Genomic DNA, 19,145 nt, shown 5'->3' with positions numbered 1-19,145 from the left:
ATGATTGCCTTATTTGCTAGTGTCATTTACTTAGTTCTGTTTTTATTTTTAAAACAGACAATGGACAAGTTGCACTCGATTATTGTCGTCATCGCTTTTTTTATTTTTTTCCAATTTATTATTCGCGAACAATTAATTCCACTTTGGCAGCGACTGGCCGTTATTTTTAACAGTGTTCCATATAGTAAGGGGCTATTGTTTACGGCATTGCTTTTCCTAATGAATGAGTTGATCTGCCAGCTATTGGAGCAATATGAGTATGATGCATTTGCGACGCTGGTTACATTGTCCATACGTATGACAGCAGTTTTATATTGGATCAATCTATTGCAACCTAAGTTTCAGGTGTTAATCCAACTATTAGAAAGGCTACAGTAATGGAGACGTTCTTTTCAATCTTTACAGAGCCGTTTCAATCTTTGTTATTTTCATTATTGCTCGTTGCAATCTACATTTTATTGTATTTGCTGTTAATTGCCTTAGTACCGAGTGAAGCCGTGTTAATAGAACAGCTATTTATACTGCTTTTCATCGTTGTATTTGCACAAAATGTAGTCGATGCTTTTGTCGTATTATATGAGTTGATTGCATTGCTTCAAAATTTTTTCATGGCTATATTACCGATTATGACGTTCATGCTGTTGACAATTCAAACTGTTTTTACAGCAATCGCCTGGAATCCTATTATCATTATATTTGTTCAAGTTATTTTATTTGTCAGTACGAACATATTAATACCAGCCCTTGTCCTCGCCTTAGTTTTCGATGTATGTACGAAAATATATCCTGCAATTTCCTTTACTAAAGCTGCAGACCTTATTCGCTCTTCCATATTGAGCGTCATGATTGCTTCTGTTGTGGCTCTCACATCTATTCTTACATTATCCGGTATTGCATTTATCCAATTAAACGATGCATTGAAATCTCCTATAAAAAAACTAATAGAACAAAACATTCCGTTAATCGGAAGTCTGATTGTTGAAGGATTGTCCTTTTTCCAAAAAACCCAATCAACTGTTTCGACTTTTATTGGATTATCCTTTTTAACAATCGTTTGGGGGGCGGCCTTTTATCCTGCAACTGTATTGCTCTTACATGCCTTGCTTTTTAAAATCATGGGTGCAGTTACCGAGCCTTTTACGAATATGCGCTTAAGCAGTTTGTTTGATGATGTCGGGAAGACGCTGTTTGTTTTATGCGCAGTCGCTTTTTTACTCGGCTTTGCGATTATGTTTATCGTGCTATTATTTATTTTCTTTATGCAGATGTCCATAGGAGGAAAAACGTGATTCAATTATTTCTATTTATTTTGCTGGGGAGCAGTTTGCTTGTGTTTGCAGATGAAAAGCAGTGGCACGTCTATGTGAAGCTTGCCCTATATTTATTTGTTACAAGCACAATTCTTTCATTCTTTGCATAACCGTGTTCTTTCGTTCATACATTATTTTGAATTCTAGTAGAGAAGGGGGCGCATACGCTTAATAATGTGGAAAAGAAACAAGCGAATCGTCCTATCGTTTTAATCTTTATTGCCGTTGTATTTATTCTTAGTTTATTCTTTCTTCTACCACAATCAGAGAAAGGGGAAAAAAATCGCTCAAATGAAGAACAGCTTGCAAATTTATTAAGTGAGATTCATTCAGTCGGACAAGTACAGGTATATTTTCACTATGATCAACAAAGGGAACAACAGTTTTTAGCTGTGACACAACAAGAACAACTATCAGGTGTCATTATTGTGGCACAAGGAGCAAACAGGGCCGATGTGAAAATCATGCTAAAGGAAACGGTAGGGCATGTTCTTCAAATTCCGGCGCATCGTATTCAAGTTGTACCAATGCAAATTAAGGAGGAAAATAAGTGAAAGTGAAAAAGCGAACAGTATGGTTTTTAACATTAGTAAGCCTAGTTGCGGTAATTTCTGTATTCTACATTTTTGAAGACAATACACCGAATATTTTATCGATTTTTTCCGATGAAGCTATTAATGAAACGGATATTTTAGGAGTTAACCAAAATCTAACTCAACCAGTTAATTCAGAAAGTGATTTATTCCAGGAAGTGCGCCTAGAGCAAGCAAACAAACGAAGCCAATTGAAAGCGCAATTAACACAAAAGATTGCATCCGATGAATACAGCGCGGAAGAAAAGAATACGGCATTCAATGAAATGGACGAACTTATTAAACTAGAGTCTTCAGAGGCAATGTTGGAAATGCTTATTAAATCAATCGGCTATTCCGATGCACTTGTCCGAATTGACGATGAAAAAGTAATGGTAACGGTTATGTCTGATGAGATATCAAACAAGCAGGCAAGTGAAATTATGTATATCGTTCGTTCTGAATTTAATGACTATGTAAACGTACAAGTAAAGTTTGAACCTTTTAATTAACCGCTCGTCCTATTAAAGTGAATAACAGAGCTGTGTTATATAGCAGATGATTATTTATTTCTTTGTTTTAATATACATTTGTTCTGTTTTATGCCTATTTTTATGTAATTTAAAATAAAGTATTTCAAAATAGTCGGAAAAATTATAAAATAGGGTTTGTATTGTTATTACTTTTTTAAAGGGAGAGTTAAGAATGTTCAAAGTTCAAGAAATCCGAGAAATTATTAAATTAGTAGATGCATCATCTATCGACGAGTTTGTTTATGAAGCGGACGGCGCAAAGGTTAAATTAAAGAAAAAGAATGGTGTAACAGAAGTAGTAGCTCCTAAAAAGGTAGAGGAGGCACCAGTAGCGCAAGTTGCAGCACCTGCTCCAACAGCGGTAGCTTCAATCCCAGCACCGGCTCCAAAAGTAGAAACTCCAGCACCAGTGGAAAACGCAGCTGATTTACATAAAATCACTTCTCCAATGGTCGGAACTTTCTATCAATCTCCAAACCCTGAAGCAGCACCTTACGTAAAAGTAGGCGACAAAGTAGGCGATGAGTCAATCGTATGTATCGTAGAAGCAATGAAGTTATTCAACGAAATCGAAGCTGAAATTAAAGGGGAAATTGTAGAAATTTTAGTACAAGACGGCCAATTAGTAGAGTATGGTCAACCTTTATTCCTAGTAAAAGCTGAATAAGGAGCGTAACTATCAATGAAAAAAGTATTAATCGCAAACCGTGGCGAAATTGCGGTACGTATTATCCGTGCATGTAAAGAGCTTGGTATTCAAACAGTTGCAGTATATTCGGAAGCTGACGCGGATGCGTTACACGTAAAGTTAGCGGATGAAGCATATTGCATCGGTCCTAAATTATCGAAAGATTCGTATTTAAGTTTCCCGGCTGTTTTAGGGGTAGCACAAAAAACAGGTGCTGACGGAATCCATCCTGGATATGGCTTCTTGGCGGAAAACGCAGCATTTGCAGAGGCTTGTGAAAACGCGGGTATTAAATTTATCGGTCCTTCTTCGGATGCGATTAAAATTATGGGGATTAAGGACGTTGCCCGTGACACGATGGAAGCGGCAAACGTTCCTTTAGTTCCTGGTACTGGCATTGTGCCGGATATCGAAACAGGTAAACAATGGGCAGCGAAAATCGGTTACCCAGTCATCATTAAAGCAACTGCTGGTGGTGGTGGTAAAGGAATCCGTGTAGCACGCACTGAAGAGGATCTTGTAAAAGGTATTGAGATTACTCAAAAAGAAGCCGCTGCAGCATTCGGTAACCCTGGTGTTTATTTGGAAAAATTCATTGAGTACTTCCGTCACTGTGAAATTCAAGTATTAGCAGACAGCTTTGGCAATGTTGTTCATCTTGGTGAGCGCGACTGTACGGTACAACGCCGTATGCAAAAGCTAGTTGAGGAAGCGCCATCACCGGCACTATCTGAAGAGCGTCGTGCACAAATGGGTGAAGCAGCTGTGAAAGCAGCGCTTGCTTGTAACTATGAAGGTGCGGGTACAATCGAGTTCATCTATGATTACCAAGAAGATAAATTCTACTTCATGGAAATGAACACACGTATCCAAGTTGAGCATCCTGTAACAGAAATGATCACAGGTGTAGACTTAGTACAGCAACAATTAAAAATCGCTTCTGGCGAAAAGCTGCCATTCAAGCAAGAAGACATTAAAATCAACGGTTGGGCAATTGAGTGCCGCATTAACGCTGAAAACGCATACAAAAACTTCATGCCTTCAGCAGGTACGGTAGAAACGTATGTTGTTCCAGGCGGATATGGTGTTCGTATTGATTCTGCTGTATATGCAGGCTATACAATCCCGCCATATTACGATTCAATGGTAGCAAAACTGATTGTACATGCTGACACGCGTGAGGAAGCAATCGCTAAAATGGATCGTGCTTTATCAGAGTTCGAAGTAGCTGGACCTGGAATTAACACAACAATTCCATTCCACCAAGCTTTAATGAACAACGACGTATTCAAATCAGCGAAATTCAACACGAAGTTCCTTGAAGAGAATGATATTTTAGGCGTGAATGTGAAGTCTTAATCGCTTTAAATAAAAAAATACAAGCGTTGTAAATTTTAGAATTAAAATTTACAACGCTTTTTTCATTTACCTAATAGAGGATACTACGAATGATTGTTTGAAAAACAGGGAACAATAGATAAATGCAGTCTATTCAAGATTTCTCTTATATAAATTTCTGATTATATAGAAAATTAAAACATATACTAAATTTATGTAAAATGATTGCATTTCGCTCTATAAACGAATATTATATATAAGTTGTTTAAAAATGTTCGTGTTTGAAAGAAGGTTATGCAAATGTTTCAATTAAAAGAAAATGGAACGACAGTTAAGCGTGAATTATTTGCGGGTTTAACTACATTTTTAACGATGGCTTATGTCATCATTGTAAACCCAATTATTTTATCAGGTGCTGGTGTTCCGGTTGATCAAGTGTTTATGGCAACAATTATCGCAGCAGTTATCGGGACAGGCTGGATGGCGCTTTGTGCGAACTATCCGATCGCCGTTGCTCCGGGTATGGGATTAAACGCATATTTTACTTATACTGTTGTATTAGCCTCAAATGGTGAGATTACTTATACTACTGCCTTTTCAGCAGTATTTATTGCAGGTATTTTATTTATTATTATTAGTTTAACGCCATTCCGTGAGATGCTGATAAAAGCCATTCCGGAAAACCTTAAGTTGGCGATTACAGCAGGGATTGGCTTATTTATTGCTTTCATCGGGCTTCGTATGTCTGAAATTGTCGTGGCGGATACTTCCAATTTAGTCAAGTTTGGAGATATTACGGAACCGGCACCTTTACTTACATTTATCGGGTTGTTCATAACGGTCGCATTAATGGCACGTAAAGTAAACGGGGCAATTTTTATCGGTATGATTGTGACCGCTGTTATTGCGATGTTCACTGGACAGCTTTCGATTGATAAAGTAGTAGCGCTACCGCATCTTCCGGAAGGCTTAATTGTATTTAATCCGATTACAGCGATTCAGGAAGTTATAGAATATGGTTTATATGGTGTTATTTTTTCATTCATTTTAGTTACATTATTTGATACGACAGGTACATTAATCGGAGTATCAAAGCAGGCAGGATTATTGAAGGATGGAAAATTACCTCGTGCACGTAAAGCACTTATTTCCGATTCACTTGCAACCACTGCTGGTGCGATGTTTGGGACAAGTCCTTCAACAGCATATTTAGAATCCGGCTCTGGTGTAGCGGTAGGTGGACGTACAGGTTTAACTGCATTAACAGTTGCTGTGCTATTCATCTTTGCTTCATTTTTCGGACCTCTTGTTGGCTCCTTATCAGTTGTAGCGGCGATTACGTCACCGGCACTGATTATTGTAGGGAGTTTAATGATTAGTGTTGTAAAGCACATAAATTGGGATGAAATGGAAGATGCGTTTCCTGCATTTTTAGTTATTTTATCGATGCCGTTAACTTCAAGCATTTCAACAGGGATTGCTTTAGGATTTATCAGTTATCCACTTATTATGCTGATTAAAGGTCGCGGGCGTGCAGTACATCCGCTTGTTTATATATTTGCGGTTTTATTTGTATTACAGTTAGCTTATTTACCACATTAAATTAAGAAAAGTGTTGTTTCTTTTTGAAACAACACTTTTTTTGTTTTTAAATTCCAATTTTAACCATGTTTTAATTGGATTTATTTCACTTTAAATTAAGTACATTTTTTTTACGTTTCTCTAAATACTAATGAAGAGTAAAACAATGAAGGAAGTGATAATGTGACGAGAAAAAGAATTAAAAGAATCGCCTTTATTTTATTTTTAGTTCTTTTATTTTTATTTGCGGCATTCTATGTTTTCCATAGTCTCGGGGCAACGAATGCAAAATCTTTAGAAAAAGGACGCCAGTATTATGAAGAGACAGGACATATTATTTGGGATATAAAAACAGACGAAAAAGTTGTAGCACTTACATTTGATGATGGGCCGCACCCAAAGTATACAGAGCAGATCTTGGATTTGCTCGAACAATATGAAGCAAAGGGAACTTTTTTCATCGTGGGACAGCACGCTGAGAAAAGTCCCGAAGTTGTGCTTCGTATGTCTGAAGATGGACATGAAATTGCAAATCACACATATACCCATCCGAATACAAAATCAGTCTCCCACATCTTAGAGGAAATTGACCAAACGTCGGATGTTATTTTTAGCATAACGGGGGAAAAGCCATATTTATTTCGACCAGTTGAAGGATACTATACGGAGCCTATTGTAAATGAGGTTGTGAAAAAAGGCTACAAAATTGTAATGTGGTCCTGGCATCAGGATACAGAAGACTGGAAAGAACCAGGTGTAAACAAAATTGTCACTACAGTATTAAATGGGCTGAAAAATGGGGATGTCATATTGTTTCATGATGGTGGTGGGAATCGAGAGCAAACGGTAAAAGCAATGGAAAAAATCTTGCCAGAGCTTAAAAAAGAAGGATATAAATTTATTACGGTCTCCCAAATGATTCATTTACAAAATGAAGAAAAGCATCATGTCGTAGAGGAGTGAGGGAGCTATGAACCGACTTGCAATAATCATTACAACTGCCTTTTTATGGGTATTTATACCGATTGCAGAAGCTTCGGAATCCGAGAGTCCCCCGACGAAAGAGCGATTAGTACAAAAAAGAATGAGCTATTATATGAAACATGAAAATGTATTGATGCCATGGTATTATTTAGCGGCCGTTGACCAATTTGAGCGCAATATCCAAGAGGTCCGTACGGATATACCAAAACGCGAATCAGTAATCGCTATACAATTTTCAGATGAGTTTTGGTCTGGGGCATTAAATCCGTCAGAAAATGATAAATCTCCACTTTCCATTGCCTATTTTAATGGGTTGGGCATCGATGGCGACGGGGATGGCATTGCCGATAAAACGAATGATGAAGATGTATTGCTATCGATGGCCAACTATTTAAGACAGTATGGCTATGGTGAAGACAATTTTAAGTTAGCATTATGGGATTACTATAAAAACGAAATATCTGTCAATCAAATAGTCGCGATAGCCAAATTATATGAGAAGTTTAGAACAATTGAACTGGACCAGCATACGTTTCCGATTGTAATTGGAGCTGACTATAGCTATAGCGGTACATGGGGAGCCAATCGTGGATGGGGTGGAAGGAGAAACCATGAAGGAACAGATATATATGCTCCTTACAATACACCCGTACTTTCCACTTCTTATGGTGTAGTAGAAGTAATGGGATGGAATCAATTTGGTGGGTGGCGTATTGGAATACGAGATAATCATAACTCCTACCACTATTATGCTCACCTAGCTTATTTTGAAAAAGGCTTACAAGAGGGCGATATTGTAAAGACAGGACAAGTTATAGGGTATGTTGGAAGTACTGGGTACGGAAAGGAGGGGACAGCAGGGAAATTTCCGCCGCATCTCCATTATGGAATTTATAAATTCAATGGACGGACAGAATGGGCGTTTGATCCTTATCCTGCCCTTACCAGATGGGAAATAGAAGCGAAGAACGCGAAAAAATAAAGTGGTTAAATTCATTATACTTATCATCTATCCCCTTCCTTACCTATAAAAGTAACGGTACTAAAAAAAAATTTCTGAATAGACTAGACAATCTTTGCTTTTATAGATAGGGGAAATAAAATGAAAACATGGGTTATTTATTTTTTTATAAGTGTCTGCATTTTATCGGGTTGTCAACAGAATTTGAGGGTAACGGACGAAGGGAATGCTGAAATGGATGAACAAGTTTTGGACGTCGTTTCAGATAATCTAACTTCTACTTCAGAAGTCGCCATTTCGGAGCAACAGTTCATCTACCCAGTCGTTATTACCTTAATTGATCCGAGAACTTTACAGATTGTTAAAACCTTTTCTCCGCAATTAATGGGGTTTGGTGTGGATGACAAATTGTACAAATCAAAGGTCGAAGAAATAGCAAGGGAATTAGCTAGAGGAACTAAGGATATCCCTGGCTATGATCAACAAATGGAATTGGATAGAGTGGACGCTAATGGTGAGATTATTAAGGGGAATCCAGGAATCCTTTTAAAGGAAAGTGAATTAGTGGAAAAAGTAATTGCTGCTTCATATAAAGGTGAAGACATTTTTTTACCTTTATACTTGCTGGAAAGTAATTATAATGCTGAGGACATCCCTTTAATGAATGATGTTACAGTTGCTTCATATACTACATATTTCTCTTCTTCTGAAACAGGAAGAAGCAGAAATATCGAGCTTTCAGCAATTGCACTCAATAATATAGTAGTGGGTGATGGAGACACTTTTTCATTCAATACAATGGTTGGTGAACGATCGGTGTCAAAAGGCTACCAACCAGCCCCAGAAATAATTAATAAGCAGCTAGTAATGGGTATTGGTGGAGGTATTTGCCAAACATCTTCCACATTATTTAATGCAGTGGATCAACTTGGAGTTAAAATGAAGGAAAGGCACCATCATTCTCTAAACATCGGCTATGTGCCAACTGGCAGAGATGCAACGGTTTCATATGGCACATTGGATTTTAAATTCCAGAATAATAGCGGGGTGCCGTTCTTAATTAGAACTTTTTATTCGAAGAACACACTCACCATTGAATTACGGACTACACATCAATATAAGGATGTATTAAAAAAGTCTTAAAATATGGGCTGCTCTCGATTGAGAGTGGCTTTTTAAATTGACGGTGTACCTTGATGGAAAAACATGCGCCATATCCCATTTTCGTTGCGCCAAAGTGAGCTACGGTTTTGTTGTTTACCATTTGTTAAATTCGTTGTAATGAACCTTGTTTGAACAATATCGTCTGCAAGTAGTAGCGCTTCAAAGTCTGTGACGTCATAATAGACTTTGTCAAAGCCTTGTTCGGTTACATTTTCAAGTAGGAAATTTTTATCCATAATGCCACCAGAGGAACCAAATTCTTTAAAATCTTCGCTTAAATAAGCTGTAAAATCACGCTTACGGTAAAGCATGAGTTGTTGTTCTAACTGTAAAAACTGTTCCTTTAATGATTTCATAACGATTCCTCCGTTTTAATGCTGAATAGTTGAGCATATTGTTTGTAAGGAAAATAATACAAACTTAAAAGCCAAAAATCAAGATGATGCAGTATAGAACGAATGAATATTCGGAATTTTCATTGGGTTAGTCAAACCATTTCAATACATGGTATGATTTTGATTTAAAGTTGTAAAGAAGGTGAAGCTATGTGGGAATCAATTAAATGGTTAATACCGTCTGTTACTGTGCCTACATTACCAGATGCATTAGCTGCTGCTGCGATATTAATCGTTGGTTTACTTATCATCCGATTAATTATTCGCCCGCTTCTATTTAAAATAGCGGATTTGTTAAATAAGAAAAATCATCCGGTAATGAGTGATATTGCAAAAAGTGTTTATCCATCAATCCGCAATGCGCTTATTTTCAGTTTAATTGTAATAGCAGTATCTCTTTTAGTGGAAGTGTGGCTATTTGACAATGAAAAGCTAAGTATTTATATTGATTCGGTTTATGTGTTTTTTGCATTTAATGCACTTTATGATGTACTGAGTTTTTATTTGAAAAATCCCCATCGATTTGAAACAGGGAAAGATCAGGATATTTTGACTCCATTTTTCTTACGGATTAGTAAAGTTGCTGTAATGACAATTGCGATGTTTACAATTGCTTCATTGTGGAATTTTAATTTAAATGGGTTTTTAACAGCACTTGGATTAACAGGGGTAGCGCTGGCTTTTGGTATTCGTGATACACTGGCTCATATTTTCGGCGGGATGAGTGTTGCGCTTGATAAACCATTTCAAGTTGGCGATTGGGTAATGTCCAGTGACGAAAAAATTGATGGGACAATTGAAGATATTAATTTACGAAGTACCCTTATCCAGACGTCTGATAAAGGGTTGGTCTATGTACCGAACTCCTATTTGGTGAATCGACCTATCTACAATTTATCAAAGCGCACACAGCGGAAAGTGGAGCATTATTTGTTTCTTTCAAATGATAATAGTGAAGAGGCAATCGTGAAGTTCATTGAAAGATTACGCAAGCAGATTTCACTGCATCCGAAGACGTCAAAAAATGTTATCCATGTAGCGTTGGATGAGCTTAGACCAAATAGTTGTCGCATTCTTATTCGTTATTTTGTCGATACAAACGACTCGGATATTATGCTGAAGGTACGACAGGATATACTATTTGCTGCAAAGCATTATTGCGAGGCAAACGACGTAAAACTAGTGGACCCAAATCAAGGGCAATTTGTTTGGAATGACGGATAATAAACGTTCCTGTTAGAAAAGTGGCGTAACCATTCTACATGAAGTGTATAATTGTAGTATACTGAACATAAGGATTTAAAGTAAAAGCGTTAGAAATCCATTAGTTTACATAAGAGAGGATGTATCACAAATGGCTGAGAAACAACATGTAGCATTTGTTCAACCTACACCAGTTGGCAAAGAAGAGCTAGGAAAGATTGAAGTAGCGCCAGAAGTAATTGAAGTAATTGCAGGTATTGCTGCAACAGAAGTAGAAGGAATTGCAGCAACTCGCGGAAATTTCGCGTCAGGTGTTGCCGAGCGCTTCGGTAAAAAAGTACATTCAAAAGGCATAAAATCGGCTATGTCGGAAGAAGGCAATATTGTCATTGATGTCTTCTGTACAGTGAAATATGGCTTTGCGATTCCAAAGGTAGCAAAAGAAGTACAAACAACAATTCGTCAAGCTATTCTAAATATGACAGCTATCGAAACGAGTGAAGTAAATATCCATATTACGGGTATTCAGTTTGAAAATTCAAAAGACGCAGAATAATAATATGAACCATGTGACCGAGCTTATTTTCCAATAAAGCTCGGTTTTTTGTTGGGCACGTTCTAAATATGCACAGTTGAATCCTTTTTTTCTTGCATTTATGAATTTAAGTTTTGGAACAGGGTGAAAATAGGGTATAGAATAACAGTTTTGTATAGTAAGGAGGAAACGTACGTTATGGGAAACTTTTCTGCAACAGCCAGAGAACGAATGAAAAAAGTATTCCAAGAAGAAACGTTTGATCTTTTTGTGATTGGAGGCGGCATTACAGGAGCGGGTATTGCGCTTGATGCTGCAACAAGAGGATTGAAGGTAGGATTGGCAGAAATGCAGGATTTTGCAGAAGGAACGAGCAGTCGTTCAACGAAGCTTGTACATGGCGGATTGCGCTATTTAAAGCAATTTGAAATCAAAGAGGTCGCACAATTAGGACGTGAAAGAGCGATTGTTTATGAGAATGGACCACATGTTACGACCCCTGTATGGATGCTACTTCCGTTTCATAAAGGAGGGACGTTTGGTACGTTCTCGACGGCGCTTGGTTTGAAAGTGTATGACATTTTAGCGAGCGTTAAAAAGGATGAAAGAAGATTCATGTTATCTGCCGATGAGACGATTGCACGTGAACCACTTATTAAAAAGGATGGATTGGTTGGAGGTGGTGTCTATGTCGAATATCGAACAGATGATTCCCGTCTCACAATTGAAGTAATGAAAGCAGCTGCTGCTAATGGAGCATTTGCATTGAATTATTTGAAAGTGGTTGGATTTGAATCAAATAATTTAGCCTTTTCCACAGTAAAGGTGGAAGATCAATTAACGGGTGAACAATATACCATTAAAGCAAAAAAAGTTGTGAATGCTGCCGGTCCTTGGGTTGATGACGTACGAAAATTGGATGGGGAGTTCAACAATAAACACCTTATTTTATCGAAGGGTGTTCATCTTGTCTTTGATGAGGACGATTTCCCATTACAGCAGGCCATTTATTTTGATACAGAAAAAGACGGGCGAATGATTTTTGCGATTCCTCGAGATGGAAAAACTTATGTAGGGACAACGGATACTTTTTATGATGGTGATCCAAAGAATATGGATATTACAAAAGAAGACCGTCAATATATTTTGGATGCGATTCATTATATGTTCCCGCAACTGCAAATAACAGAAGAGAAAATAGAGTCCGCTTGGGCAGGTGTCCGACCACTCATTCATGAAGAAGGGAAAGCACCCTCGGAAATTTCGAGGAAAGACGAAATATGGCAGTCTGAAAATGGGCTTATTACGATTGCAGGAGGAAAACTGACAGGGTACCGGAAAATGGCTGAAAAAATTGTGGACTTAGTTGTTTCGCAATTAAATGAGGAATATCAGCAATCATACGGGAAATCCATTACGAAACATCTACCTATTTCAGGCGGGGATATGAGTGGTTCTAAATATTTTGAACGATTCGTCAGTAAGCGTACTATAATTGGACAGCAATTCGGTTTAACCGAAGATCAAAGTCGTTATTTGGCGAAGTTTTACGGAACGAATGTTGACAAAGTATTTAATTATATTTCACAGGCAAAAGGAGATTTACCGCCTATTATATATGGTCAGCTTTATTATGCAATGAATGAAGAATGTGCATGTACCCCGACAGACTTTTTTATTCGCAGAACGGGTGCGCTATTATTTAATATTGATTTGGTAAGACGGTATAAAGAAACAGTAATAAAGGAAATGGCAGAATATTTGAACTGGACAGAAAATCAAAAGATGTATCAAAAACAACAACTCGAAAACGAACTAAAAAACGTAACAATATCCAATAAATAGAGGTGGAGTCCATGTCGACTTTTTTAGCTGAACTTGTAGGTACGATGATATTAATTGTATTAGGTGGTGGAGTTGTCGCCGGCTCTTTGTTAAAATTTTCTAAAGCCGAAAATGGAGGCTGGGTCCTCATTACGATTGCCTGGGGTTTTGCCGTGGCAATCGCAGCATACACTGTAGGAGGAATCAGTGGCGCTCATATCAATCCGGCCTTGACCATTGCGTTCGCAACAATTGGTGATTTACCATGGGTAGAAGTTCCAATGTATATACTAGCCCAACTTATAGGAGCTATTATTGGGGCAGTGATCGTGTACCTTGCGTATTTGCCTCATTGGTCCAAAACTGACGATGCAGATGCTAAACTGTCCGTATTTGCAACAATGCCCGCTATTCGTCATCCCCTGTCAAATCTCGTTACGGAAATGATCGGTACGTTCGTATTATTGTTAGGAATTTTGGCACTCGGGGGCAATTCACTGGCAGATGGGATTAATCCACTCCTTGTTGGGATAATTGTTATGGCGATTGGTATGAGTTTAGGTGGACCTACTGGATATGCGATAAATCCAGCGCGCGATTTAGGTCCTCGTATTGCCCATTTTTTATTGCCTATTCCAAATAAGAGAGATTCAGATTGGTCGTATGCTTTTGTACCGATTTTCGGTCCGATTATAGGAGGGGTAACAGGGGCATTATTTTATAAACAATTCTTTTTAAATGAAGGTACAATGACATTTTGGCTATTTGCTGCATTATTTATTGTCATTTGTATTGCAGCAATTATTACACAACCGAAATCCGCTACAAAGGAGATTACATGATGGAAAAATATATTATGGCATTGGATCAAGGTACGACAAGCTCGCGTGCTATTTTATTCAACAAAAAAGGCGATGTTGTTCATGTAGCACAACAGGAATTCAGGCAGTACTTTCCAAAATCAGGGTGGGTTGAACATAATGCAAAGGAAATATGGAGTTCAATCTTAGCGGTAATTGCAAAAGTGCTTTCCGAAAACAATATAAAGTCAACGCAAATTGAAGGTGTAGGAATTACGAACCAACGTGAGACGACCGTTGTATGGGATAAACATACAGGGGAACCTGTCTATAATGCGATTGTGTGGCAATCACGTCAAACAGTAGGAATATGCGATGAATTACGAGAAGCCGGATACGATGAATTGTTCCGCGATAAGACAGGACTTCTTTTGGATGCGTATTTTTCCGGAACAAAAGTTAAATGGATTCTCGATAATGTAGAAGGTGCAAGAGAAAAAGCAGAAGCGGGCGACCTATTATTCGGTACGATTGATACGTGGATTATATGGCAACTAACAGAAGGGGCAGTGCATGTTACGGACTATTCAAATGCATCCCGTACGTTAATGTACAATATTTATGAACTTAAGTGGGATGATCAGCTACTTGAAATACTAGGTATACCTCATTCTATGTTGCCTGAAGTCAAACCATCATCTGAAGTGTATGGAGTAATTTCCGGTAATCACTTCTTCGGTCATCAAGTACCGATCGCAGGTATAGCAGGTGATCAGCAGGCGGCTTTATTTGGCCAAGCTTGCTATGAAAAGGGAATGGTTAAAAACACGTATGGAACTGGGTGCTTTATGCTTATAAATACCGGGGAAGAAGCGGTGAAATCTGAGCATGGTTTACTAACAACGATTGCTTGGGGCTACGATGGAAAAGTAACATATGCATTGGAGGGGAGTATTTTCGTAGCCGGGTCAGCCATCCAATGGTTGCGAGATGGTCTCCGAATGTTTAGGAAATCTGCTGAAAGTGAGGCATACGCCAAACGTGTGGAAGATACAGAAGGTGTCTATGTCGTGCCCGCTTTTGTAGGATTGGGAACCCCGTATTGGGATAGCGAAGTGCGCGGAGCTGTATTTGGGTTGACTCGTGGAACATCAAAGGAACATTTCATCCGTGCGACATTGGAATCGCTTTCTTACCAGACACGAGATGTACTGGCGGCTATGGAATCAGACTCTAAGATCAATTTGAAAACATTGCGAGTTGATGGCGGCGCGGTGATGAATGACTTTTTAATGCAGTTCCAATCAGATATACTCAATGTACCAGTTGAACGTCCTTCAATTAACGAAACTACCGCACTTGGCGCAGCTTATTTAGCTGGCTTAGCTGTTGGGTTCTGGAAAGATATTGACGAGGTTCAAAAGCACTGGCAGCTCGATCGCCAATTTGAACCAGAAATGGATGAACAAAGACGGGAAAAGTTATTTACAGGCTGGCATAAGGCAGTAAAGGCTGCACAGGCGTTTAAATAAGGAACTGACTTTCTATTTCCTTTTTGGAATTATGCTATAATATGTCGTAGTCTAGTTGAGGAGTTAATAAATATGAGCAAAGATTATATTCGTATGGCAAATGAAGAAGATTTAACATTAATTACTGCCTACTTTAAGCAAGCATTAGCGCATTACGAAGAAGTAGGAGAGTTAATGGCGATGCAGGACATCCGGTATTTCCTGGAAAACATGGAGCATTTTCAGTTCTTTGTGTTAAAGGAAACGACAGAACAAATAACGTACCTTTTTGAATTCCCGGGTTCCGAAAATGACAAGCGTGAAACAGGTACACTGATGATCCCACTTCAGAACAATTAGTTATCGGTTCTAAAATTTCTTATAAAAAGTATAGGAACGGCATGTTGTTTTTACTTAAACATGTCGTTTTTTTAGCGCAAATTTCACCATTTTAAGATAGTTTACGCAAATCTCTTTTTACAGCCAAAAATTTTCAGTCAAACTGTGCTACGCCTTGCAAAATATGCTATGATAACAAGTAATGCTACTTATGAAGGAGAGCTTTAATTTATGAAACGAACAGAGGCGCGCCAAAAAGCGTTGCAAGCTTTGTTTCAGTTAGACAGCACAGAACTTTCAATAGAAGAGGCGATTGGTCATGTTCTTGAAGAAGAACAAAAATCGAATGCCTTTTTGGAACAATTAGTTCGTGGGACAACTGAAAACTTGGAAGCAATTGACGCAGCGCTAGAAAAAAACCTTGAAAAATGGACGATTAGTCGTCTACCGAAAATTGAGAGAACTGTACTACGTTTAGCTGTATACGAATTGTTGTATGAGGCAGAAACACCAAACAAAGTTGTAATGAATGAAGCAATTGAGCTTTGCAAAACATTCAGTGACGAAAAATCAAGCAAGTTCGTCAATGGTGTACTTTCGAAATTTACTGAGCAATAAATCAATAAATGTATTCAAATCTATAAAGATTAATATATGAGATTTAAATTGGTTGGTTGTCAATAATTTTGGTAACCTTCCAAATTGTCGTGATCACTGGAAGGAGTAACAACATGTCAAGTATAATTATCAATGGTAAAGAAATCGGTCAGGAAATTCGCACAGGAGTTGCTACACGTGTCCAAGAACTTAAAGCGAAAGGAATAACACCTGGATTGGCAGTTATTTTAGTGGGGGATAACCCGGCTTCAAAGACATATGTTGCCAACAAGCAAAAGTCTTGTGAACAAATTGGTATGTTTTCAGAACTAATCAAACTCCCGGAAGATATTTCCGAACAAGCTTTACTAGAACAAATTCGTGAATTAAACAATCGTAAAGATATTCACGGTATTCTTGTTCAACTTCCATTACCGAAGCACATCGATGAAGACAAAGTTATCCAAACGATTTCCCCGGAAAAAGACGTGGACGGCTTCTCGCCGATTAGCGTAGGGAAAATGATGTTAGGACAGGATACATACTTGCCATGTACACCTTACGGGGTGATGAAATTACTTGAACACTCCGGAATTGAAGTTGCCGGAAAGCATGCGGTCATCGTTGGTCGTAGCCATATCGTTGGAAAGCCAATGGGGCAATTACTATTACAAAAAGATGCAACCGTTACATATACTCATTCAAAAACACCTGATTTGCCATCTTTCACGAAACAAGCGGATATTCTAATCGCAGCAGTTGGTCGTGCGAACTTTATTACAAGTGAGCATATTAAAGAAGGTGCGGTAATTATTGATGTTGGCATTAACCGTGATGAAGAAAATCATTTATGCGGTGACGTGAACTTTGATGATGTTCAGGGAATCGCTTCTCATATTACACCAGTGCCAGGCGGTGTAGGTCCAATGACTATTACGATGCTATTGGAAAATACGGTGCAGGCAGCTGAAAAAGAGTTAGAACGTCAAGCGGAATAATCTAACTTTAAAAATCACGATTTTGACGTCGATCAAAATCGTGATTTTTATCTTGACGGGTATAATAATAAATGAGGTTAAAATTAGCGGGGAACATGCCGGTTATTTTATTTTTCATTACCGAAGCAGAATGATGGATGACTTATGCGCGCTAAAGGCATAATCGAACTAGAAACCAAAAACAGAAGTAACTTTTTGTGAAATCCACCGTAAAGGAGCAGTACGTATATGACTTCGACTTCCTATTTATCCGTAAAAGCATTAACGAAATATATTAAACGAAAATTTGATGCCGATCCACATTTACGTGATGTGTATGTAACGGGGGAGCTTTCAAATGTAAAAGTACATAGTTCAGGCCATATTTATTTTACGTTAAAAGACGATAGTGCACGTATTACATCCACGATGTTCCGTACGCAGGCTTCCAAACTTTCTTTTAAACCTGAAGAAGGGATGAAAGTATTCATACGCGGGGATGTCAACGTATATGAGGCAAGCGGTGTATATCAATTGTACGCCCAAACGATGGAGCCGGATGGAATTGGAGGTCTTTTCGTTGCCTTTAACCAATTGAAGGAACGTCTACAAAAGGAAGGGTTGTTCAATCAAGACTTTAAGCAGCCGATTCCACAATACCCAAAAACTATTGGGGTTTTAACAGCTACTACCGGAGCTGCAATTCGGGACATTTGCACGACGATAAAACGCCGCTACCCACAGGCGGAGATATTAATTTATCCAACGCTTGTTCAAGGTGCTGGGGCAGCCCCAAAGATTACAGAAAATATTTATTTGGCGAATCGACATGCTCTTTGTGATGTTCTTATTGTAGGGCGTGGTGGTGGATCGATCGAGGATTTATGGGCATTTAATGAAGAAATTGTGGCACGGGCTATTTTTGAAAGCCGCATTCCGATCATTAGTGCTGTAGGACATGAAACAGATACGACTATTGCGGATTTTGTAGCGGACTTACGTGCACCAACTCCAACAGCGGCAGCAGAATTGGCTGTTCCTAATCAGCAGCAGCTATATCAGCAAATTTTGCATCATCAATCGATTCTCCATCAAATGATGACATCGCGTCTCAATTTTGAACGTAATCGATTAACAAAAATGCAAAATTCCTATCCACTTGCAACACCTGAGAGATTATATCGTCCTTTTATTGAAAGGCTGGCGCAAACGGATGCTGCACTGCAAAATGCGACAAAGCTATATTTGATGAACGAAAAGTCAAAGCTGCAAACGATTGACAGTAAAATGAAGCTACATTCGCCGAGTTATCAGTTATCGGCAGCGAAACAGCAATTAAGCCATCGAACAGAGCTATTGACGCAGCGTATGCAACAACAGCTCGCACAAAGCAAAGTGGCCTTTACTAACCAATTGCGCATGCTGGAGGCATTAAATCCACTTGCACTTATGAGTAAGGGCTTTAGCGTAGCATATAAAGAGGAAAACGTAGTAAAATCTATTCATGAGTTGGAAAAGGGCGACATTCTTCATGTAACGTTTCAAGACGGATTTGCAGAAGCAAAGGTCGAAAAAAAGCATGTGCATAAGAAAGGGGAAGCAAAGTGACAAAACCAACATTTGCGACAGCAATGACAGAACTGGAAGAAGTAGTACGCAAGCTTGAGCAAGGAGACGTACCTTTAGAAGAAGCAATTGATCTTTATAAAAAGGGTATGGAGCTTTCCAAGCTGTGCCATGACACACTACAAAATGCAGAACAACAGTTAATTTCAATCGTTGGAGAAGATGGTGAAAAGAAAGCTTTCCAACAGGGAAATGGAGAAGAATAAC

The 19,145-nt window shown here is 38.5% G+C and carries 22 protein-coding genes; 21 read left to right on the top strand and 1 reads right to left on the bottom strand.

What is annotated here, in order from left to right:
• The 11 genes from H9632_RS10285 (at position 1) to H9632_RS10240 (ending at position 9,110) form a co-directional block, all read left to right on the top strand.
• Positions 1 to 378 carry a pyruvate formate-lyase gene (locus H9632_RS10285; protein WP_191704013.1) on the top strand — a complete coding sequence of 126 codons (378 nt, stop codon included), beginning with the start codon at positions 1 to 3 and terminating at the stop codon, positions 376 to 378.
• Positions 378 to 1,289 carry a stage III sporulation protein AE gene (locus H9632_RS10280; protein WP_191704012.1) on the top strand — a complete coding sequence of 304 codons (912 nt, stop codon included), beginning with the start codon at positions 378 to 380 and terminating at the stop codon, positions 1,287 to 1,289. Before H9632_RS10285 ends, H9632_RS10280 begins: the two co-directional genes overlap by 1 nt.
• Positions 1,286 to 1,420: a hypothetical protein gene (locus tag H9632_RS18985; RefSeq protein ID WP_263618324.1), complete on the top strand. Its 135-nt coding sequence runs from the start codon at positions 1,286 to 1,288 to the stop codon at positions 1,418 to 1,420. The genes H9632_RS10280 and H9632_RS18985 overlap by 4 nt, the downstream gene beginning before the upstream one ends.
• A gap of 66 nt (positions 1,421 to 1,486) precedes the next feature.
• The gene (locus H9632_RS10275) at positions 1,487 to 1,864 is read left to right on the top strand and encodes a hypothetical protein (RefSeq protein WP_191704011.1); all 378 of its coding nucleotides are present in this window, start codon (positions 1,487 to 1,489) and stop codon (positions 1,862 to 1,864) included.
• Positions 1,861 to 2,394 (top strand): SpoIIIAH-like family protein, encoded by a 534-nt coding sequence (locus H9632_RS10270; protein WP_191704010.1) that lies wholly within the window; start codon positions 1,861 to 1,863, stop codon positions 2,392 to 2,394. Before H9632_RS10275 ends, H9632_RS10270 begins: the two co-directional genes overlap by 4 nt.
• 193 nt (positions 2,395 to 2,587) lie before the next feature.
• Complete coding sequence (accB, locus tag H9632_RS10265; protein ID WP_191704009.1) at positions 2,588 to 3,082, top strand: acetyl-CoA carboxylase biotin carboxyl carrier protein; 495 nt, start codon at positions 2,588 to 2,590, stop codon at positions 3,080 to 3,082.
• Between the two features lie 15 nt (positions 3,083 to 3,097).
• Positions 3,098 to 4,462: an acetyl-CoA carboxylase biotin carboxylase subunit gene (accC, locus tag H9632_RS10260; protein WP_191704008.1), complete on the top strand. Its 1,365-nt coding sequence runs from the start codon at positions 3,098 to 3,100 to the stop codon at positions 4,460 to 4,462.
• A gap of 279 nt (positions 4,463 to 4,741) precedes the next feature.
• On the top strand, positions 4,742 to 6,043 hold the full coding sequence (locus H9632_RS10255) for an NCS2 family permease (protein ID WP_191704007.1): 1,302 nt from the start codon (positions 4,742 to 4,744) through the stop codon (positions 6,041 to 6,043).
• A gap of 162 nt (positions 6,044 to 6,205) precedes the next feature.
• On the top strand, positions 6,206 to 6,985 hold the full coding sequence (locus H9632_RS10250; RefSeq protein ID WP_191704006.1) for a polysaccharide deacetylase family protein: 780 nt from the start codon (positions 6,206 to 6,208) through the stop codon (positions 6,983 to 6,985).
• A gap of 7 nt (positions 6,986 to 6,992) precedes the next feature.
• Positions 6,993 to 7,988: a M23 family metallopeptidase gene (locus H9632_RS10245; protein WP_191704005.1), complete on the top strand. Its 996-nt coding sequence runs from the start codon at positions 6,993 to 6,995 to the stop codon at positions 7,986 to 7,988.
• Positions 7,989 to 8,108: 120 nt separating this feature from the next.
• The gene (locus tag H9632_RS10240; protein ID WP_191704004.1) at positions 8,109 to 9,110 is read left to right on the top strand and encodes a VanW family protein; all 1,002 of its coding nucleotides are present in this window, start codon (positions 8,109 to 8,111) and stop codon (positions 9,108 to 9,110) included.
• 32 nt (positions 9,111 to 9,142) lie between these two features.
• Here H9632_RS10240 and H9632_RS10235 read toward each other — a convergent pair whose 3' ends face one another.
• Positions 9,143 to 9,487: a nuclear transport factor 2 family protein gene (locus tag H9632_RS10235; protein ID WP_191704003.1), complete on the bottom strand. Its 345-nt coding sequence runs from the start codon at positions 9,485 to 9,487 to the stop codon at positions 9,143 to 9,145.
• A gap of 189 nt (positions 9,488 to 9,676) precedes the next feature.
• Here H9632_RS10235 and H9632_RS10230 point away from each other — a divergent pair, with 189 nt between their 5' ends.
• From H9632_RS10230 to xseB, 10 genes are all read left to right on the top strand, one after another.
• On the top strand, positions 9,677 to 10,750 hold the full coding sequence (locus H9632_RS10230) for a mechanosensitive ion channel family protein (protein ID WP_191704002.1): 1,074 nt from the start codon (positions 9,677 to 9,679) through the stop codon (positions 10,748 to 10,750).
• Between the two features lie 130 nt (positions 10,751 to 10,880).
• Entirely contained in the window at positions 10,881 to 11,285 is a 405-nt protein-coding gene (locus tag H9632_RS10225; RefSeq protein WP_191704001.1) for an Asp23/Gls24 family envelope stress response protein, read from the top strand.
• A 177-nt stretch (positions 11,286 to 11,462) separates the two neighbouring features.
• Positions 11,463 to 13,109, top strand: coding sequence for a glycerol-3-phosphate dehydrogenase/oxidase (locus H9632_RS10220; RefSeq protein ID WP_191704000.1), 1,647 nt, complete (start codon positions 11,463 to 11,465; stop codon positions 13,107 to 13,109).
• Between the two features lie 11 nt (positions 13,110 to 13,120).
• Positions 13,121 to 13,930, top strand: a complete 810-nt coding sequence (locus tag H9632_RS10215) for an MIP/aquaporin family protein (protein WP_191703999.1) — start codon at positions 13,121 to 13,123, stop codon at positions 13,928 to 13,930.
• The gene (gene glpK / locus H9632_RS10210; RefSeq protein WP_191703998.1) at positions 13,930 to 15,420 is read left to right on the top strand and encodes a glycerol kinase GlpK; all 1,491 of its coding nucleotides are present in this window, start codon (positions 13,930 to 13,932) and stop codon (positions 15,418 to 15,420) included. The genes H9632_RS10215 and glpK overlap by 1 nt, the downstream gene beginning before the upstream one ends.
• Before the next feature lie 72 nt (positions 15,421 to 15,492).
• On the top strand, positions 15,493 to 15,759 hold the full coding sequence (locus H9632_RS10205; protein ID WP_191703997.1) for an aminopeptidase: 267 nt from the start codon (positions 15,493 to 15,495) through the stop codon (positions 15,757 to 15,759).
• A 210-nt stretch (positions 15,760 to 15,969) separates the two neighbouring features.
• Positions 15,970 to 16,356 (top strand): transcription antitermination factor NusB, encoded by a 387-nt coding sequence (nusB, locus tag H9632_RS10200; protein WP_191703996.1) that lies wholly within the window; start codon positions 15,970 to 15,972, stop codon positions 16,354 to 16,356.
• A 113-nt stretch (positions 16,357 to 16,469) separates the two neighbouring features.
• Complete coding sequence (gene folD / locus H9632_RS10195) at positions 16,470 to 17,333, top strand: bifunctional methylenetetrahydrofolate dehydrogenase/methenyltetrahydrofolate cyclohydrolase FolD (protein WP_191703995.1); 864 nt, start codon at positions 16,470 to 16,472, stop codon at positions 17,331 to 17,333.
• A 228-nt stretch (positions 17,334 to 17,561) separates the two neighbouring features.
• Positions 17,562 to 18,920 (top strand): exodeoxyribonuclease VII large subunit, encoded by a 1,359-nt coding sequence (xseA, locus tag H9632_RS10190; RefSeq protein ID WP_191703994.1) that lies wholly within the window; start codon positions 17,562 to 17,564, stop codon positions 18,918 to 18,920.
• The gene (gene xseB / locus H9632_RS10185) at positions 18,917 to 19,144 is read left to right on the top strand and encodes an exodeoxyribonuclease VII small subunit (protein ID WP_191703993.1); all 228 of its coding nucleotides are present in this window, start codon (positions 18,917 to 18,919) and stop codon (positions 19,142 to 19,144) included. The genes xseA and xseB overlap by 4 nt, the downstream gene beginning before the upstream one ends.
• Position 19,145: the final 1 nt, after the last annotated feature.

Origin of the sequence: Solibacillus merdavium (genome assembly GCF_014836935.1) — a bacterium.
Lineage (GTDB): Bacteria > Bacillota > Bacilli > Bacillales_A > Planococcaceae > Solibacillus > Solibacillus ferritrahens.
Note: the sequence above shows the minus strand (reverse complement) of the source record. Positions and strands in the feature narration are given on the sequence as shown.

Bases quoted from the DNA above. Each gene is read 5' to 3' on its own strand.
- glpK (WP_191703998.1), top strand. From the start codon at position 13,930: ATGGAAAAATATATTATGGCATTGGATCAAGGTACGACAAGCTCGCGT.
- H9632_RS10220 (WP_191704000.1), top strand. From the start codon at position 11,463: ATGGGAAACTTTTCTGCAACAGCCAGAGAACGAATGAAAAAAGTATTC.
- xseA (WP_191703994.1), top strand. From the start codon at position 17,562: ATGACTTCGACTTCCTATTTATCCGTAAAAGCATTAACGAAATATATT.
- H9632_RS10230 (WP_191704002.1), top strand. From the start codon at position 9,677: ATGTGGGAATCAATTAAATGGTTAATACCGTCTGTTACTGTGCCTACA.
- folD (WP_191703995.1), top strand. From the start codon at position 16,470: ATGTCAAGTATAATTATCAATGGTAAAGAAATCGGTCAGGAAATTCGC.
- H9632_RS10205 (WP_191703997.1), top strand. From the start codon at position 15,493: ATGAGCAAAGATTATATTCGTATGGCAAATGAAGAAGATTTAACATTA.
- H9632_RS10240 (WP_191704004.1), top strand. From the start codon at position 8,109: ATGAAAACATGGGTTATTTATTTTTTTATAAGTGTCTGCATTTTATCG.
- H9632_RS10225 (WP_191704001.1), top strand. From the start codon at position 10,881: ATGGCTGAGAAACAACATGTAGCATTTGTTCAACCTACACCAGTTGGC.
- H9632_RS10255 (WP_191704007.1), top strand. From the start codon at position 4,742: ATGTTTCAATTAAAAGAAAATGGAACGACAGTTAAGCGTGAATTATTT.
- nusB (WP_191703996.1), top strand. From the start codon at position 15,970: ATGAAACGAACAGAGGCGCGCCAAAAAGCGTTGCAAGCTTTGTTTCAG.
- H9632_RS10245 (WP_191704005.1), top strand. From the start codon at position 6,993: ATGAACCGACTTGCAATAATCATTACAACTGCCTTTTTATGGGTATTT.
- H9632_RS10285 (WP_191704013.1), top strand. From the start codon at position 1: ATGATTGCCTTATTTGCTAGTGTCATTTACTTAGTTCTGTTTTTATTT.
- H9632_RS10215 (WP_191703999.1), top strand. From the start codon at position 13,121: ATGTCGACTTTTTTAGCTGAACTTGTAGGTACGATGATATTAATTGTA.
- accC (WP_191704008.1), top strand. From the start codon at position 3,098: ATGAAAAAAGTATTAATCGCAAACCGTGGCGAAATTGCGGTACGTATT.
- H9632_RS10235 (WP_191704003.1), bottom strand. From the start codon at position 9,487: ATGAAATCATTAAAGGAACAGTTTTTACAGTTAGAACAACAACTCATG.
- H9632_RS10280 (WP_191704012.1), top strand. From the start codon at position 378: ATGGAGACGTTCTTTTCAATCTTTACAGAGCCGTTTCAATCTTTGTTA.
- accB (WP_191704009.1), top strand. From the start codon at position 2,588: ATGTTCAAAGTTCAAGAAATCCGAGAAATTATTAAATTAGTAGATGCA.